The following is a 17,479-nucleotide window of genomic DNA, read 5'->3' on the forward strand; positions in this document are numbered from 1 at the left end:
TGATCTAGGAAAGCTAGGCAAGAAAACGCTATGCCGAACAGACCAAAATCAATTCTCGGACAGGTTCTCACAGGCGCCATCCTGCGACGCTCCCTGATCGTCACATTCATTGTCGGATCGCTTCTGAATGTTATCAACCAGGGCGACAGTCTGTTCACCACACAGCCCATCGACTGGATCAAGCTTTGCCTGACCTTTTGCGTGCCCTTCCTGGTCACGACTTATGGTGCCTATAGCGCCCTCATGGCGCAAAAACCCTAACTGTTTACGATGTCAGGATATTATTTCAGGCGTTGATGACGGCGCGCAGTCCATAGGCGAGTGCACCAACCGCAAGCACCCCGATAATCCAGTAGGCGGCAAACCACAGCAGCTTCTTCACCAAGCTGGATTTGGTGCCCCTCAATGGTAACCTTCCGACGGATCGACTTTGCCGCGGAAGACCCAGTAACTGTAGCCGCTGTAGAGCAGAATCAATGGCAAGAGCACGACCGATCCCACCAGCAGGAAACTCAGGCTGTCGTCAGGCGCCGCAGCCTGCCAGATCGTCAGGCTTGGCGGCACCATGTAGGGATAGAAGCTAATCCCTATGCCCGCAAAGCATAGAATGAAAAAGGCAAGCGCCGAGAGGAACGGTAAGGCGTCCTGGCCCTCGCGTAGCCCACGGAAAAGGAAGAATGCGGAAGCCAGGACCAAAGACGGCACGATAACCGTGAAGGCCGTCGTGGGTCCGCTGAACCAGCGATCGAGATAAGTCGGATTCAGGAATGGCGTCCAAAGACTGACCGCCCCGATCAAGCCCAGCGTTCCATACGCCGACCAATAGGCATAGCGCCGCGCTGTAGAACGAACGAAGCCCTCGGTTTTCATGACCAGCCAAGTTGAACCCAAGAGGATGTAACCGACCACAAGCGCTATGCCAGTCAAGATACTGAAGGGTGTCAGCCAATCCCACCAACCCCCTGCATAAGCACGGCCCTCGATCTCGATTCCCTGCACCAGAGCGCCCAAGGCAACGCCTTGTGCGAGCGTTGCCAACAGTGAGCCCCCGAAGAAGGCCGCATCCCACAGCCAACGGCTTTTTGAGGCACGCCAGCGAAACTCGAACGCGACGCCCCGGAAAATCAACCCCGCCAGCATTGCAATGATCGGGGCGTAGAGCGCAGGAAGAATCACGGAGTAGGCCAAGGGAAAAACAGCCAGCAACCCGCCGCCGCCCAGTACCAGCCAAGTTTCATTCCCGTCCCACACCGGCGCCACACTGTTCATCATCAGGTCTCGGCTGCCCTCGCCCTTGATGAAGGGAAACAAAATACCAACGCCTAGATCAAACCCATCCAGGATCACGTAGGCCAGAACGGCAAAAGCAATCAGTCCGGCCCAGATGAATGCGAGATCGACTTCCATCTTGCTTCCTCCCTCACCCTTGGCCCGGGTGACCGTGTGATTTAGAGGCCTGCCACGCCCCTGGCATGATACCTGCCGCCCGTGTCGGCACCTGCATCTCGTCTTCGCTCTCGCGGCTCGGCCCTTTGGCCATGACTTTCAGGACGTAGTAAATGCCGGCTCCGAACACCGTCGTATAAACCACGAAGAACAACAGCAAGGATCCCAGCAGCGCTGGCGCTTCCAGCGGTGAAACCGACTCAGCCGTACGCAGCAACCCATAAATGGTGAAAGGCTGACGCCCGACTTCCGTCGTGATCCAGCCCGCGAGGATGGCCACGAAACCGGCCGGCCCCATTAGGACGCTCGCCCGCAGCAGCAGCCGCGCATTGGCCAAGCCGCCGCCCCAGCGACGGTGTATCAGGCTCCAGAAGCCAATCAGCACCATCGCGAAGCCCAAGCCGACCATGATCCGGAAGCTCCAGAATACGAGCGCAGCCGGAGGCCGATCCTCCTTGGGCCAGGACTTGAGGCCCTTCAATTCACCGTCCCAGTCATGGGTCAGGATGTAACTTCCGAGTTTTGGAATCTCGACCGCGTAGCGCGTGACTTCGGCCTCGTCGTCCGGCAGGCCGAACAAGATCAAGGGTGCGCCTTGTCGCGTTTCGTAATGGCCTTCCATCGCAGCTATCTTGGCTGGTTGGTGCTCCAACGTGTTGAGACCATGGAGGTCGCCGGCGACGATCTGCAAGGGCGCCACCAAGGCCGCCATCCACATGGCCATGGAGAACATGATCAGTGCGGGACGATTATCCCTGTCGTGCAGAAGATGCCACGCCCCCACGGCCCCCACGGCGAATGCGGTCGTCAGATAGGCGGCCAGAACCATATGCACCAGCCGATAGGGGAAGGAGGGATTGAACACCACAGCCCACCAATCAACCGGGATGAACTGCCCGACATCGTTCATCCCGTATCCTGCCGGCGTCTGCATCCAACTATTGACCGAGAGAATCCAGAAAGCCGAGAACAGGGTGCCGACTGCAACCATCAGAGTGGCGAAAAAGTGTAATCCGGGCCCGACACGTTCCTTCCCGAAGAGCATCACACCCAGGAACCCCGCTTCCAAGAAAAAGGCGGAAAGAACCTCATACCCCATCAACGGGCCAATAACGGGACCTGCTTTATCAGAGAAGACGCTCCAGTTGGTACCGAACTCGTAGCTCATCACGATCCCGGAGACGACGCCCATTCCAAACACGATCGCGAAGACCTTTTTCCAAAAATCAAACAGGTCCAGAAATACGCTGTCCTTTTTCCACAACCAGAGACCTTCAAGAACCGCCAGGTAGCTTGCCAAACCGATCGTGAACGCCGGGAATATGATGTGAAAGGAAATCGTGAAGGCGAACTGTATCCGTGCCAACATCACGGGATCGAACAAGCTGTCCATCAAGCCGTCCATACTGGGAACCTCCCTCTTGGTTCGTGTAGATTACCAGACATTCGGCGGTTGAGCATCACCTGCCCATCTAATTGCCAACAAGCCGTCTTACCAGTGGCCGCTTTGTCGCAGCCAAGCAGCCAACTATCGATACTCAAACCGAAAACCGCTATATGATGGAACACGCAATCTAGCGATCTGGGAGTGACTATGACTATCACCCGGCGGCAATTTTTACAGACTGCGGCGCTTACCACCGGCGGACTGTTGTTGCCCGGCGTTGCCCGAAGCGACGAAGGCGGTTGGACACGGCTGCGAGCGGCTCCCGCAGAGGCGATGCTGCTGGACGGCAAGCCTGATGACCCCATGACCGCCGTTTGGGCCTATGAGGGGACGGTCCCCGGTCTCCCTTTGCGGTTTCGCAAAGGCGAGCGCGCAAAAATCCGCCTGCAGAACGGACTGGAACAGCCGACGAGCATTCACTGGCACGGCCTGCGTGTCCCCAATGCCATGGACGGCGTCGCAGGATTGACACAGGCCGCGGTCGAGCCCGGCGACTCCTTCGATTATGAGTTTGTCGTGCCGGACAGCGGCACCTATTGGTATCACAGCCACAACCGCTCCTGGGAACAGGTCGCGCGCGGCCTTTACGGCACGTTGGTGGTTGAGGAAGAGAACCCTCCGGCAGTCGATCATGATCTGACCTTGGCAATCGACGATTGGCGCATAGCCGACGACGGGCAAATCCACGAGGATTCGTTCGGCTCGATGATGGACTTGTCGCATGCCGGGCGCATGGGCAACTGGCTCACCGTCAACGGGAAATCGCTCGCCAAGTTCAACGTAAGCGCCGGCGACCGCTTACGGCTGCGTCTCCTCAACGCCGCGAATGCGCGCATTTTCGACCTCGACTTATCGCCCGCCGAATCGACCTTGATTGCGCTGGACGGACAGCCCGTCACGCCGCGGCGGTTGGACGGGCCGCTCAAGCTGGCACCGGGTCAACGCGCCGACCTCATCGTCGATCTGACGGGCGAGCCCGGAAGCAGGTTGGTGTTGAACGCCGTGAGCGGTGGAGATCCCGTTGAGGCCGCGGTTTTCGAGTATGACCAAACCGAAGGGCGCGACCGCATCGCGGGCCGTCCCGAAGGTGCGCTCGAGGCGCCGCAACGACCGCCTTTGGATCATGCCAACATGGTCGAACAGGGTCTGCTGATGGAAGGCGGCGCTATGGGCAGAATGGAAAGCGGACGGTTCCAAGGACAGGAAATGACGCCAAGAGAGTTAATGTCCTTTGGTAAGATTTGGACATTCAACGGGGTTGCAGGCGACATGAGCGACATGCACGACCCGCTGCTGCGTGTCGAGCGAGGCCGGAGCGTTGCAATCGACATGTTTAACGACACGCGCTTTCCCCATGCGATGCATCTTCATGGCCATCACTTCCAAGTGCTGGAAATCGATCGCGAACCAGCGCGTCATCAGGACTGGATGGATACGGTGCTGATGTTCCCGGGCGAGCGTCTCAAGATCGGCTTTGTGGCGGACAACCCGGGCAAGTGGCTGTTCCACTGTCACATGCTCGAACACCACGCTGCCGGAATGGGAACCTGGCTGGAGGTCGGCACTTGACCCCTTGCGGCAGCGGCGTCGGCACTCTACACCTTCGCACGTCATGGCGGCTCCATTACTCACCCTGCAGAATATTCATCTAAGCTTCGGCGGTCCGGCGCTGCTGGAGGGTGCCGACTTGACCGTCGGTATGGGTGAGCGGCTGTGCCTGGTTGGCCGTAACGGCAGCGGCAAGTCGACCTTGCTGAAGATCGCAGCCGGAATGATCGAAGCGGATCGCGGCGACCGGGTCCTGCAAAAAGGCGTGACACTCCGGTACCTGCCTCAAGAGCCGGAGTTATCAGGCTTCAAGACGACCCTGGCCTACGTGGAAGACGGACTCGACGAGGTCGCCGACCCTTACCGGGCGCGCTACTTGCTGGAACACCTTGGGCTCACCGGAGACGAAGACCCCGCGACGCTTTCCGGCGGGGAAGCACGCCGTGCGGCCCTTGCAAAGGTGCTGGCGCCGGCGCCCGATATTCTGCTGCTCGACGAGCCGACAAATCATCTGGATTTGCCAACCATCGAGTGGTTGGAAAGCGAGCTGCAGAGCAGCAGCTCGGCGCTCGTGCTGATCAGCCACGACCGACGTTTCCTCGAAGCGTTGTCGCGCAGCACTGTTTGGATAGACAGAGGCCAAGCGCGGTTGCTGAATAAGGGTTTTGGCGACTTTGAGTCCTGGCGCGACGACGTGCTTGAGCAAGAAGCGGCGGAGCGGCACAAGCTGGATCGAAAACTGGTCGCCGAGGCCGATTGGCTGCGTTACGGCGTGACCGCAAGACGTAAGCGCAATCAAGGCCGCCTGCGCGCCCTGCAAGATCTGCGGCGGCAACGCAGGGAGCAGCGCAAGGCACCCGGCAAAATGCGGGTTACCCTGGAGAAGGCGGGTGGATCCAGCAAGCTGGTGATCGAAGCCGAAGGCCTGTCGAAGGCCTATAGTAAGCGCCCTCTTATCGAAAACTTCTCAACCCGGATTCTGCGCGGCGACCGGATCGGAATCGTCGGGCCGAACGGTGCGGGGAAAACCACACTGCTCCGCCTCTTGACCGGCTCCCTGGTGCCGGACGCCGGCCGCGTGAAACTGGGCGTGACCCTGCAAATGGTGACGCTTGACCAAAAACGGGAAAGCCTGGACCCGAACTGGACCCTGACCGAGGCGTTGACTGGTGGTCGCGGCGATAGCGTGTGGGTCGGCGGCCAATCACGGCATGTCATGAGCTACATGAAAGATTTTCTCTTTTCGCCGGAGCAGGCACGCACCCCTATATCGCGTCTGTCGGGCGGCGAACGCGGACGGTTGATGCTCGCCCGCGCTTTCGCCCAGCCGGCCAATCTTCTGGTGCTTGACGAACCGACCAACGACTTGGATTTGGAAACGTTGGATCTGCTGCAAGAGCTTCTGGCCGACTACGAGGGTACGGTTATCCTGGTCAGTCATGATCGCGACTTCCTGGACCGTGTCGCCACCTCCGTCATAGCTGCCGAAGGCAAAGGGTTATGGACCGAGTACGCCGGTGGCTATTCGGATATGCTGAACCAGCGCGGTACAGCGCTTCCGGGACGCCTAGGTTTGGTGGCAACAGCGGCCAAACCCGCAAAGGAAGCGCCGGAAGCGACACCCAAAGCGCGCCTGACCGCAAAGCGGAAATTATCCTTCAAGGAAAAGCACGCGCTTGAAACCCTGCCCGGCAACATTGAAAACCTGCTGGCTGAAAGTGCGGCACTCGAGAAAAAACTTGCCGATCCTCAGCTGTTTCAGCGCGACCCGGAAGCTTTCGAGAAAATCGCAAAAGCACTGGAAGCAAAACGCGGCGCTCTCGAGCAGGCCGAGGAACGCTGGCTGGAGCTTGAAATTCTGCGGCAGGAAATCGAAGAGTCCTGAGGCCGGTCCTGCTTTGCAGGTAGATTGCCGATCGCGGGGGCGCCATTCAGGCTTTCATATTCCGGCACCCACACTATGCTGCCAATGATGAACGATACGCGCCGCAAAGAACCGCCATACATTGCCAGCTATCAGGCCATGCTGATGCCATTGGGTCCCGTGGCGCCGCGGCGGATGTTCGGCGGTTGGGGCATTTTTCTCGACGGTATCATGTTCGCTCTGGTTGCGGACGGCGACCTCTATCTGAAAGCCGACGCTGAAAACGAAGCAACCTTCCGACAGGCAAAGGCCAAGCAATTCACCTATAACGCCAAAGGCAAGGCCGTCGCCATGTCCTATTGGAGTCCGCCAGCGACGGTCATGAAGGATTTCGACCGTTTCACGGCCTGGGCCGAAAGCGCCTTGGCCGCAGCCCGGCGCTCCAAGAAATCCAGGAGCCGTTCCTAGCAAGAAATCCGGCAACCAAGGCGCTTTTGGCAACTGCGCACTTGAGGCCTAGGCGCTTCCGGGCTAATTCCTCTCCACCTTGCCTCGCCATCCGAGTATCGGGATCCCTGTATGAACAGCAACATTCCACTGATGACCGGCTTTGAGCCCTTGGCCAAGCGTTACAAGGGCCTGATCGTCGATCTGTTCGGTGTGCTGCACAATGGTGTTGCGGCGCTTCCAGGAGCCGTCGAGGCGGCGCGGCGCTACCGCGCTGGTGGCGGGAAACTCTTGATCCTCTCCAACGCCCCGCGCCGCAATTGCGCCGTGCGGGAAAGCTGCGCGGCCATGGGCATTGATGGCAGTGTGTACGACGAACTCCTGTCTTCGGGCGAGGAAACCTGGCGGCACCTGAAAGAGAGGCCGGATTCCTGGTATGTGAACCTGGGTAATCGCTGCTTTCACATGGGGCCCGATCAGGATCCGGGAATGCGCGCGGGCCTGGACCTCAGTTTCGTCGAAGCGCCTGAGGAAGCGGACTTTGTGTTGCACACCGGCGCGCACATGCCAGAGGATTCCCTAGAACGGTTCGCCGCGGTCACCCAGCGATGCGCCGCATTGAATTTGCCGATGATCTGCGCCAACCCGGACCTGGAGGTCCTGCGCGGTTCAACGCGGGAAATCTGCGCCGGCGCGGTGGCCGCCTACTACGAAACCTTGGGTGGTGAAGTTCGTTACCACGGCAAGCCGCACCCCGACATCTATGAACGCGCGCTGGGCTTGCTCGGCCTTGCACCTGGCGACCCCATTCTTTGCATCGGTGATACGCTGCGCACGGATGTCGCCGGAGCCCAGGTCGCGGGACTCGACTCGCTCTGGATTCTATCGGGCATCCATGCGCAGGCGCTCGACCTGACGCCTGATAAGACGCCCTCCCCCACTGCGCTGTCTGATTTTTGTGCCTCGCAAGGCTTGTATCCGACCTACGCCCAGGACTGGCTGCGCTGGTAATCTACAGAGCCTCTAGCCTTTCCAGCAGCAACACTGTCGACCCGCTCTCCCTGCCCTGCTTTCGGGCGGGTGGTTGTTGATGTGACAAGTTAATACACTTTTCTTGTGGTTTTGTTGTCGTTGTTTCTTGTAGTTTGTCGGCCGTAATACCATGCGGGCTGCTGGGACTGCGGCCTTTCCCCGACAAGCGACAAGGATCGTATGACTATGAAAGAGTTTCTGGCCGCCTTCATGGCGGAGGAGGAGACGCGCCGGCAGCGGGCTGAGAAGACCCTGGGCCAGGCGCTGGCGCAGCCCAAGCGGGCGGATGGCACGCGGGGCCGCGCGCCCGAGGTCATGCAGGCGCTCGAGCGCGGCGACGCTCTGGGTGCGGAACAGGGTAGCCCTGCCGATCTGTCCCTCAAGATGAACCGCCAGTTGCTGGACAAGGCCCGCGCGCCCCAGGACCGCATCGGCGAAGAGCAGCGCCGGGCGCTGGCCCGTGACGGCTTTGCCTTCGGGCCCCGCGGGGCTTTGCTTTTCGATCCGGCCTCTCCTCAGGGTGAGGGTCAGGAGCGCTCCAGCAACCCGCTTAACCTGACGCCGGGCCGGGGCCTGCGGGAGGGCGGCGCGCAGCGGGGTATCCTCTCGGGCCTGGCCAAGGACGCCGGCGCGCGCTTTACCCCGAACAGCCGCGAACGCCTGGCCCGCAAGACCGCCTTCCGGCAAGGGCTGAGCCAGACCGACGAGGCGGAGTTCGCGGCCACCGGCAAGCACCTGGACGAAGGCATGACGGCCTTGCGCAGCCGCAGGGCGGCCTCCAACGACGGACTGGAGCGCAAGGGTCTGGCCATCATGGAGGAAGACCTGGGCGAGATGGAAACCGACTTCGCCCGCGAGAAGCAAATCCGCGAAACCTCCGTGCCGTCGCGGTCATCGTCCCCTGACTTTGATGCCACACGCAACGAGGCACCAGCCCAGGCCGATGCGCGAGAACGCGAGAGCAACCTGCAACCTTTCAACGATGCAACCCGCCGTAACCTCGAAGACGTAGAGCGGGCGCAGGCCGATTTGGAGCGCCAACGCCAGCGCCAACGCGCGATCCTGGAACAGTCGGCTGAGGAGCGTGACGACCCTGCGACGCGACCCCAACGTCAACAGGCCGTAGCGAAGGACATTGAGGAGGCTCAACGCAACCTGGGTAAGGCCCGGGTAATGGCTCGGGACGACATTCTGAAACAGTTTGAAACGGGTGATACTTCCGTGAAGGAGGCTCAGGCCCAGGCCAGAACGGCTTTTGGTGCAGAGGATCCGATCCACGAGCAGTTCAACAAGGGGCTTGTGGCCGCCGGTGCGCGGACCCTGGAACAATCGTCCTTCGGCGATCCGGCAAAGGCTGGAGAAGCCGCCGGGCGGCTGGGCGAGTTACGCCAGCAGGCCGAAACCAGGGGAGAATTGAATGACGCGGCAAAGGGCTTTTATAACAAGCGAAGTGAGGATGCCTCAGACCTTCCCAAGCTGGCCAAAACGCTGGAGGAGAAGAATGCGGCGCTAGATACTCTGGCCGCACCCATCGCCGCCTTGGGACAGAAGAAGTTTGACGGGACCCTGACTGCGGGCGAACGTCAGGAACTGCGCGAACTGAAAGACCAGCAAAGCGATGCTGCAAAAGAAGCCGCAACAGCGCAGGAGACCCTGACGGAGAAGTCCAAGACCTTGATCCAACTGGAAGTCGGCCACGGCTTGGCGGCCTTGGTGGAGGCCCGCAATGGCCGGGAGGTATTGGATCAGGTCTTCCAGGTCGGCGAGGCGATAAAAGAGGGGAGTTTGATCGGCGGTGTAGCAACCGGGGCGCTAGAGGGTGCGAAGGCCTTTCCCAATGTTCCACGGATGGTGACGAGAGCCGCTGGCGGTTTTGCAAAGGGGGCTGTTTTCGGCGGGCTGACCGATGGGACGGTCGCTGGCCTGCAGCAGATGCTGGCGGATGGCAGCCTGGACGACCTGCCGCGTTTGCTGCGCGAGGACCCACAAAAGGCGATCGACGTCGTGGGTAATCTAGAGGACCTGGAGCTCTTGGGACAGATCCTCAGCGTCTCTCCTGATCTGGTGGAGATCATCATCAATAAGAAGTAAGTTCTCATCTCTCTCCAGTTGCAAAGAAAATAGTATTTTTGTAGGAATGCTAGAATGCACCTGTTCTGGGAGATATTTCGCCCCACCCGCAAGGGAATCTACCGCACGCTCTTCATCATGTTCCTTGTGACCATCGATGACATCCCCTTTTTCTGGAGGCACTTCACCGACGATGGTTACGGCAGCTACCTGCCGCCCGATGAGATCGACCCGGCCCCGGCCCCGGTTGCACCCTGGCCCGCGATACTGGGACCTGAGGTTTTGGGACCTGAGGGTTCTGGGGCAGAGACCTCTAGCGGGTCAGGCAGGGTGCAGACACTGCCCCGCCTGACCCGCGCCGATCTCAAGCGCTTCTTCTTTCAAGAGGGAACAGAAGACGACATTCCCCTCACCGACCCGGAGCGGTTTGGCCTCGTCACTCGGCGCTTCGATGGGCGACCGGTAGGGATTTGGGGAGCCGGTAGTGGTGAATTTGGCAACACCTATGTGCTGGACTTCTACAGCCATATCCGCGAAGCGGTACCTGCACTGCCCGAAGCTTATCTGGCAATCGGTGACGATACGCCGCCTGGGGACCCCGAAACCAATGCGGAGATCAGCGTCTATTCCGCCTTGAAGGAGTGGAAGCCAAAACATCGCGGCGGCGCCTGGAATCCGTTCCTGTCGGGCAAGATCGGCGAGCGCATGGTTGCGCAGGGCTGCAGCGCCCATCCAGCGTTCCATGCCACGGAGAATGCCTGGACTGGAGAGGGTGAAATGCCGCCCGCCGAAAAATACCGGGTGCATCAGGGCCGCATAGGCATCTTTCATCGCCTGGGGGAGCCGACGGTGGAACACTGCCTGTTTCGCGCGCTGATGGTGACGCTGGGGCTGCACCCGACCGAGGCATTCTTCTTTAAGGAGGGCCCCGTAACCCCGGAGGAACAGGCTAAGGCTCTAGCCGCCCTCAAGCTGCTTTACCACCCGGCCATCACCCCCGGCCTCGACGAATGGACCTTCGTCCAAACACTCCTCAACAGAAACATGATCGATCCTTGAACCGACGCCTCTGGCAGCAGGCGGCATCGCGGTGCATAGTAACCGGTGGACAGAAAGGCGCCCGCATGGCGCAACCAAACCGGGGGGCATTCCATGAGAAGCCTTGCCGTCATGACGCTCCTGTTTTGCGGCCTCCTCTCGTCGGGTAGGGGTACAGCAGGCGAAAGCTTTCGCGCCGCCGGCTTCACCTTCAGCGACGAACGCGGCGGTTTCAATTTGCTGTCCGTATCGGGAAGCGGACACAAGCTGGACCCCCTGGTGATTGTCGAGGAGATAACCGACTTTGGACCGGTACTCCTGGTGATTCGCGCAGACAGTGACACGCTGGATTTGCACAGGGGCAAATCCGGTATGACTTCAACTTTGAACCTGTCAGTGATCAAGGTCGTCATCAACCGGACGGAGCGCGCATGGTCGGCATTCGATATGGAACTGCGTGAGGAGGAGAACACACCCAGCCCCTATGGCGACGGTCTCTCGTTTGGGCAAATGGCAGGTTCGGAACGCAAGCTTGAATCCGACAGCTTCAATATCTGGCACCAACTCGACGAACCGCTTGACCGGATCAGCTTTATCGACGGCGGTGTCGATTCCGGCGCGGCCGCTCAATTCACCTTCCAGATCACCGACCCAACCTTGCAGCCTGTCTTTTTTCTTCTCCAGGAACCACGCTGGCTGATTTCCGGCTCGCCAACAAGGTTGGCAGCGGGCGGTCCCAATCCGCTATCAGAGTCCCTTGGCCAACGTCCGTAGCATGTCCTCCACCCGTCGGCAGGGGACGGCGCCCAGGGTCCGGAGCTGGCCGCTCACATCCTGCGGCAAGGCCGAATTGCTATCCTTGGGAATCTGATTCAGCTTGCCGCCGATAAAGATGGGAATCGAGAGCCCGGCGGCCTCAAATGCCGCCTTCACGCTGCGCAGATAATCAAGCGCCACACCATTGTAGGTGCTGATGGCCAACGCACTCGCGCCTTCCTTCGCCGCAAGCGCGGCCAGTGCCTCCGGCTCGGCATGCACACCGGCGTCCGAGGTCCGAATTCCGCTGCGCCGGAGCGTCTCGGCCAACAGCATCTTGCCGTACTCATGCACATCGCTGGAGGCGATGCAGACACACAGATTCGCCGCTGAAAGCGCGTCCCGCTCGGTATCGCTGAGACAGGCCGTCACGGCCTCCGCCTGATCGCGCAACTCACGCACCGGGGAAGCCTCGATCACCGGCCGCCTGCCGCGCAACACCGCCGGATCCGCCTCACCCGGGCCGTAAAGTTCCTCCAAGCGACGCGCACCAATCCGGCGGAGTGCCAACAACAGGTGCAAAGGATCGTCGATGGCAACACCGGCGGTTTGAAGCCCGTCGAGAACACGCTGCTTGAATCGACCGCCCGCCTCCAGCAGTAAAGCCGTTTGCGCCTCGGCGGCGGCAATATCGAATAGATCTGCGAGGGCGGCAGCGCGCGGCGCCAATCCGACGGCATGAAGTTGCGCGTCGATCACCTCGCCGATGTCGGGAATGCGATCGGCTTCGGTTACGGGTATGGGCGTCACCGCGTGCCCGCTGGGCAGCAAGACCTGAGCCACCATATCAATCGTCAGGTAACTGCCGAGCTTCGCCTGATTGATCGCAGCGGGTACGGCCTCGCGGTAAAGCGTCGTGTTGCCGTAGACCATCGTGCCGGGAATGTCGCGATCCCACGCCAGCGCCCTTTGAAAGGCCAGACGCGCCAGGGGATCGGAAAAAGTATGACCGTAGCAGTGACCGATAACACCGCCGATCAGGTCCTCGACAATGTAGCGTTCCAGCAGTACCGCCCCGAAGGCGCAGGCCAGGTCCGTGAAGAGCGCGGCAAAGCCGTCGTCCAGATTGGAATGAATCAGGATTGGGACAGGTTGAGCGGCGCAGAGCGCCAAAGCTTCGACGGTCGCCTGGGTGGTCGCTACATCCTCAGTACAACCGGGCATGCGGAAGGTAAAATACTGACCCAAGTTACCGATAGCCGTCGCCCCGGCCTGCAAGGCGAACGCGGTGTTCTCCAGCGCAGCGGGAAGCCCAATCACGAAATCACCGAAGTGGGGTGCAACGGGACCAGCCGCCGTCAAGGCGCGAAAGGCCTCGGCACCCTCCAGTATCAGCCCTGTGCCCTTGCCGCGATGCGTGCGCTCGGCAAGCGGGTAACCCATCGACCAATCGAGACAAATGCCATACCGGTCGATCCGTCCTCCTTCGGCTTCGACCGCACGCGCAATCGCGGTCCAAGCCTCTCGGCTCAATGCCGGGTCACGGAAGCCGATCTGCGCATGTTGCATGATGCGCCCCTCGGCAATTGCCTGGCGCTTATAGGTTATCTCGCAATCGACTCCATAGTGATCGAGGAAGGCACTGGCGCCCACTTGAACTTCTCGGCTGCGCTTTCGGCCTGACTCCAGCGCTACCTTGCCGGAGGGTAAGCCGTCGCCGAACAGAGGGTTGGTGACTGGATCAAGCACCGGACAGCTCAATGCCCAAGCGTGAAGTCGTTGCGGCCCGTGCGGTCCTCGCCGCGCACCAGAAAGAGAGCGCGCTTGGAGTAGCCGTGCGCCGATCCCGCCTGCTCGGTCGACTGGCCGCCGGCGTGATTGTAATAGGAACTGCCCGGCATGAAGCGTAGGACCAGGCCCATGCGACGACGATCGGAGGTGTTCGCATTGGAGCCGTGCACCAGATAGACATCGTGCAGGGAAACCTGCCCCGGCTCCAAGACGATGTCGCGGGCAGAAGCTAGGTCCACCTGATCCTCGTCAATGACCTGCGCCAGTGTGTAGTCCGGTCGTTCTTCCCAGTGATGCTTGAAGACCTTCCGTTCCCGATGCGATCCGGGAATGAAGCGCATACAGCCGTTTTCCGGATAAGACCCGTCCAGGGATATCCAAACCGTGCAGGTCTCCAGCGGCTCGATGGGGTAGTAGTCGCCGTCTTGATGCCAGGGCGTGGCTTTACCCTGCCCAGCCGGTTTACCAAAGATCGTAACGCCCCAAAGGATGATATCCGGGCCCATGACCTGTTCGACCATGTCCAGTATCTCCGGCCGCGTGGCGATGCGCAGCCACTCGGGGTCGCCTTTGACGCCGTACCCACCGGACTGCAAGTGAGGACCCAGAATAAAATCGGGCGAAAATTTCGGATCATCCTTATGGGATTCCAAGAGGCGGTCGTAGGCCCCGCCGATGCGCAAAAGAGCTTCTTCGGATAACCGGAAGTTCGGAATTACGAGTCCATCCCTGTTGTAAGTCTCCATCTCAGAATCACTCAGAGCCATTGCCACCGATACTCCCTGCAATTGCGCTTTCCCACACTATCTGACCCCGAGGATAACCCGCCAACCTGGCACCATGAAGGATCTAAATCTGACGGCTGGCATGTCCTCACTGCACGACAAATCACTACATTGGCGAAACATTTGAAACGTTACTCTATTTTCCGATCCACTCTGGTAGCTGGAAAAGCGAATGGATGAACGTTTTACCAAAGAGCAAATCACCCGCTTGATATCCTCAATCCGGAAAGGGCGCCCTCTGCCGCCGGAAGAGCGGGCGGAATTTGCGCGAACCACGAAGGTCTTCTTCGACAAATGCGCTGCCTTCAAGCACACGGCACGGGTGCTGGCGAAGCGCTGCACCAAGGAAATTCGGCACCATAACGAAGACCTCGATGCGCAATGGCTCGATGATGTTACCGAAGAGATTGAGTGGTGGTAGCACTTCCTGACCGTTTTCGACCCGGAGGTCGTGCAGAACTGGCGCGCTATCGCCACCAAGCCTTTTCAGTTCGAAGCCTTCCTGCTGGACGATGAGGAGACGGCCTAATTAACCGCAGCGCGCCACCGCAGCCTACCTTGCCGCCAGCCCGCAATCCGGCATAGGCTGCGGAGAAGTGCGCGGACCTTCTTCCACGTCCAGCGCCCGGGATTACAGCATCAACAGCGGGAATCATAAGACAATGAGCAAGACCCTGAAATGCATCTCGCCGATCGACGGTTCGGTTTTTGCGGAGCGTCCCGTCGCCTCACCGGCAGAGGCCGCCGCGTCCGTTGCCCGCGCGCGCGCCGCCCAGAAAGCTTGGGCCGGACGGCCGCTTGAGGAACGTATCGCCTTGGTGCAGGCAGGGGTTCGCCAATTGAACAGCATGTCCGACGAGGTCGTCCCGGAACTGGCCCATATGATGGGGCGTCCGGTGCGTTATGGCGGTGAGTTCGGTGGCGTGAACGAGCGAGCCGACTACATGGCGAAGATCGCGGCCCGCGCGCTGGCGCCCATGGTCGTCGAGGAATCCGAGACCTTCGAACGGAGGATTGAGCGGGAGCCGCAAGGGGTCGTATTGGTCATCGCGCCTTGGAATTATCCCTACCTAACCGCCATCAATACTATTGTCCCCGCACTGATCGCTGGAAACGCCGTCGTCTTGAAGCATGCGACCCAGACGTTGCTGGTGGGAGAGCGGATCGTCCGTGCCTTTGCCGAATCCGGGTTCCCGGACGACCTCTTCATCAACCTTTTCCTTGACCACGAAGGAACCGAAGCACTGATTGCCGCGGGGAGCTTCAACTTTATCAACTTCACCGGCTCCGTCGGCGGCGGCCGCGCGATCGAGCGCGCTGCTGCGGGTACTTTCACCGGTCTGGGATTGGAACTTGGCGGCAAGGATCCCGGCTATGTCATGGAAGACGCAAACCTCGACTGGGCCGTCGACGTCTTGATGGATGGCGCGCTCTACAACGCAGGGCAGTGTTGCTGTGGTATCGAACGCATCTACGTCACCGATACACTTTATGATGCCTTCGTCGAAAAGGCCGCGGCCTGGGCCAGGAAGTTGAAACTCGGCAATCCCCTGGTGCAGGAAACCACCCTGGGGCCGATGGCCAACGCGCGCTTCGCATCCGAGGTTCGCGCGCAGACGGCGGAGGCCATAGCGGCCGGAGCAACGCCATTGGTCGACCCGACGCTTTTTCCTGAGGACGATGGCGGCACCTATCTGATGCCTCAAGTCCTGGTGAACGTCACTCACGACATGCGCGTGATGCGTGACGAGAGCTTCGGCCCGGTTGTTGGGATCATGAGGGTCAGAGACGATGAGGAAGCCATAGCCCTGATGAACGACTGTGAGTTCGGTCTTACGGCGTCGCTCTGGACCAGTGACCCGGTTCGCGCCGCGCGCATCGGGGCAAGGATCGAAACCGGCACCGTGATGATGAACCGGGCAGACTATCTGGACCCTGCGCTCTGCTGGACAGGTTGCAAAAACACCGGCCGTGGCGGAGCCTTGTCGGAGATTGGCTACCACAATCTAACCCGGCCTAAATCCTATCACCTGAGGAAACGCAGCGCGTAATGTGACTGCGATCCCGCCCCCGCGCGAAACAGGAGGGATAGCGGATGCTTGACCACGCGAAACGCCGGACGGTTGAACTGCAAAGCCGCATGAAGGAAGCAGGTATCAATCTCGCCCTTTTCACCGATGAAAGCTCCATAGCCTATCTGGCGGGGTTCTGGGGGTACTTGGGTATCGAGTTTGGCCGTCCGACTTTCCTGATCCTGCGTCCCGAAGGCGAACCCACGGTGATCACGCCACTGATGGAAAGCGAAATGGTCTCGGCCATGACTTGGGTAAGCGACATCCGGCCATGGGAGGATTTTGGCCAAAACAACTGGACCCGGGTGCTCAACGAGACCCTTGGTAGCGCACCGGAGAAAATTTGGGTCGAGAGCATGAGCCTGCCAGCAGTCGTGCGCGCCTTCCTTGACGAACGTTATCCCAGTGTGCCCTTGCACGATATCTCTCAGATTCTGGGCGCACAGCGCATGATCAAGGCACCGGAGGAAATCGACGTCATGCGACAGGCGGGCCGTATCGCCGGAGACATGATGCGTGCGGCGGAAGGGTCCCTGAAGGAAGGCTTGCCCGAGTATGAGTCCGCGCTGGCGGTCATTAACGCCGGGACACGCGCAGCCGCAGGGTTTTTGACTGCCAAGGGCTGGGAGGCCTTTGTGTCGCCGATGATCCACAATCTGCAGATACTGCAGAGCGGTAGCGATACCTCTATGGTTCATCGTCGCGCCAGCGTAAAGACCTACCGCCGCGGCGACCCGGTCTACTTCTGTTTTTGCAACATGGCCCAGTTCAAACAATACAAGCTGGGCTTCGACCGCATGTTCCACATTGGCGAGGTGGGCGATGAGGCCGCACGGGTCCAACAGGCCGCAATCGATGCACAGCAGGCCGCCATCGCCGCAATCCGCCCCGGCGTCCTTGCCGAGGAGATCGCTTTCGCAGCCAACGAGGTCTACCGGCAGCGGGGCTATAAAACCGGTTACCGCACAGGGCGATCGATCGGGGTGGCTTATCTGGAAGCCCCGGAGTTGAAGGAAGGCGACAAGACAATCCTTCGACCGGGCATGACCTTCGCCGTCGATGGCGGCATTTCCGTCGATGGGTCATGCGGGGGCCGCATTGGCGATTCCGTGGTCGTGACGGAAACGGGCTGCGATTACCTGACCGACTACCCCCGCCGCCTACTGGTTGTCTGAGGCCCGAT

Annotated in this window: 15 protein-coding genes; 11 read left to right on the plus strand and 4 right to left on the minus strand. The window is 60.3% G+C overall.

Annotated elements, in window-relative coordinates; all coding sequences use genetic code 11:
- The first annotated feature begins 30 nt into the window (after positions 1–30).
- Positions 31–261, plus strand: coding sequence for a nitrate/nitrite transporter NrtS (gene nrtS, locus FHR98_RS15280; protein WP_183417599.1), 231 nt, complete (start codon positions 31–33; stop codon positions 259–261).
- Positions 262–402: 141 nt separating this feature from the next.
- Here the strand turns inward: nrtS and cydB are convergent, their stop codons facing one another.
- On the minus strand, positions 403–1,407 hold the full coding sequence (gene cydB, locus FHR98_RS15290; RefSeq protein ID WP_183417600.1) for a cytochrome d ubiquinol oxidase subunit II: 1,005 nt from the start codon (positions 1,405–1,407) through the stop codon (positions 403–405).
- Positions 1,408–1,420: 13 nt separating this feature from the next.
- On the minus strand, positions 1,421–2,851 hold the full coding sequence (locus FHR98_RS15295) for a cytochrome ubiquinol oxidase subunit I (RefSeq protein WP_246377914.1): 1,431 nt from the start codon (positions 2,849–2,851) through the stop codon (positions 1,421–1,423).
- Between the two features lie 189 nt (positions 2,852–3,040).
- On the opposite strand from FHR98_RS15295, the gene FHR98_RS15300 reads away from it, so the two are divergent.
- The 7 genes from FHR98_RS15300 (at position 3,041) to FHR98_RS15330 (ending at position 11,666) form a co-directional block, all read left to right on the plus strand.
- Positions 3,041–4,462: a multicopper oxidase family protein gene (locus tag FHR98_RS15300; RefSeq protein ID WP_183417601.1), complete on the plus strand. Its 1,422-nt coding sequence runs from the start codon at positions 3,041–3,043 to the stop codon at positions 4,460–4,462.
- A gap of 43 nt (positions 4,463–4,505) precedes the next feature.
- Positions 4,506–6,326, plus strand: coding sequence for an ABC-F family ATP-binding cassette domain-containing protein (locus FHR98_RS15305; RefSeq protein WP_183417602.1), 1,821 nt, complete (start codon positions 4,506–4,508; stop codon positions 6,324–6,326).
- An 84-nt stretch (positions 6,327–6,410) separates the two neighbouring features.
- On the plus strand, positions 6,411–6,773 hold the full coding sequence (locus FHR98_RS15310) for a TfoX/Sxy family protein (RefSeq protein ID WP_221205927.1): 363 nt from the start codon (positions 6,411–6,413) through the stop codon (positions 6,771–6,773).
- A gap of 111 nt (positions 6,774–6,884) precedes the next feature.
- Positions 6,885–7,763: a TIGR01459 family HAD-type hydrolase gene (locus FHR98_RS15315; protein WP_183417603.1), complete on the plus strand. Its 879-nt coding sequence runs from the start codon at positions 6,885–6,887 to the stop codon at positions 7,761–7,763.
- A 207-nt stretch (positions 7,764–7,970) separates the two neighbouring features.
- Positions 7,971–9,875, plus strand: coding sequence for a hypothetical protein (locus FHR98_RS15320; protein ID WP_183417604.1), 1,905 nt, complete (start codon positions 7,971–7,973; stop codon positions 9,873–9,875).
- Positions 9,876–9,929: 54 nt separating this feature from the next.
- Entirely contained in the window at positions 9,930–10,913 is a 984-nt protein-coding gene (locus tag FHR98_RS15325; protein ID WP_183417605.1) for a hypothetical protein, read from the plus strand.
- Positions 10,914–11,006: 93 nt separating this feature from the next.
- Complete coding sequence (locus FHR98_RS15330; protein ID WP_183417606.1) at positions 11,007–11,666, plus strand: hypothetical protein; 660 nt, start codon at positions 11,007–11,009, stop codon at positions 11,664–11,666.
- On the opposite strand, the gene FHR98_RS16815 is transcribed toward FHR98_RS15330, so the two are convergent.
- Together FHR98_RS16815 and FHR98_RS15340 are read right to left on the minus strand one after the other, a co-directional pair.
- Positions 11,640–13,397, minus strand: coding sequence for a cobalamin-dependent protein (locus FHR98_RS16815; protein WP_183417607.1), 1,758 nt, complete (start codon positions 13,395–13,397; stop codon positions 11,640–11,642). The genes FHR98_RS15330 and FHR98_RS16815 overlap by 27 nt on opposite strands.
- Positions 13,398–13,405: 8 nt before the next feature.
- Positions 13,406–14,206, minus strand: a complete 801-nt coding sequence (locus tag FHR98_RS15340; RefSeq protein WP_183417608.1) for a phytanoyl-CoA dioxygenase family protein — start codon at positions 14,204–14,206, stop codon at positions 13,406–13,408.
- A 190-nt stretch (positions 14,207–14,396) separates the two neighbouring features.
- On the opposite strand from FHR98_RS15340, the gene FHR98_RS15345 reads away from it, so the two are divergent.
- From FHR98_RS15345 to FHR98_RS15355, 3 genes are all read left to right on the plus strand, one after another.
- The gene (locus tag FHR98_RS15345) at positions 14,397–14,645 is read left to right on the plus strand and encodes a hypothetical protein (protein ID WP_183417609.1); all 249 of its coding nucleotides are present in this window, start codon (positions 14,397–14,399) and stop codon (positions 14,643–14,645) included.
- A gap of 241 nt (positions 14,646–14,886) precedes the next feature.
- Complete coding sequence (locus tag FHR98_RS15350) at positions 14,887–16,275, plus strand: aldehyde dehydrogenase family protein (RefSeq protein WP_183417610.1); 1,389 nt, start codon at positions 14,887–14,889, stop codon at positions 16,273–16,275.
- Positions 16,276–16,319: 44 nt separating this feature from the next.
- Positions 16,320–17,471 (plus strand): M24 family metallopeptidase, encoded by a 1,152-nt coding sequence (locus FHR98_RS15355; protein ID WP_183417611.1) that lies wholly within the window; start codon positions 16,320–16,322, stop codon positions 17,469–17,471.
- The last annotated feature ends 8 nt before the right edge of the window (positions 17,472–17,479 follow it).

The sequence above is a fragment of the Limibacillus halophilus genome, assembly GCF_014191775.1.
Taxonomy (GTDB): domain Bacteria; phylum Pseudomonadota; class Alphaproteobacteria; order Kiloniellales; family CECT-8803; genus Limibacillus; species Limibacillus halophilus.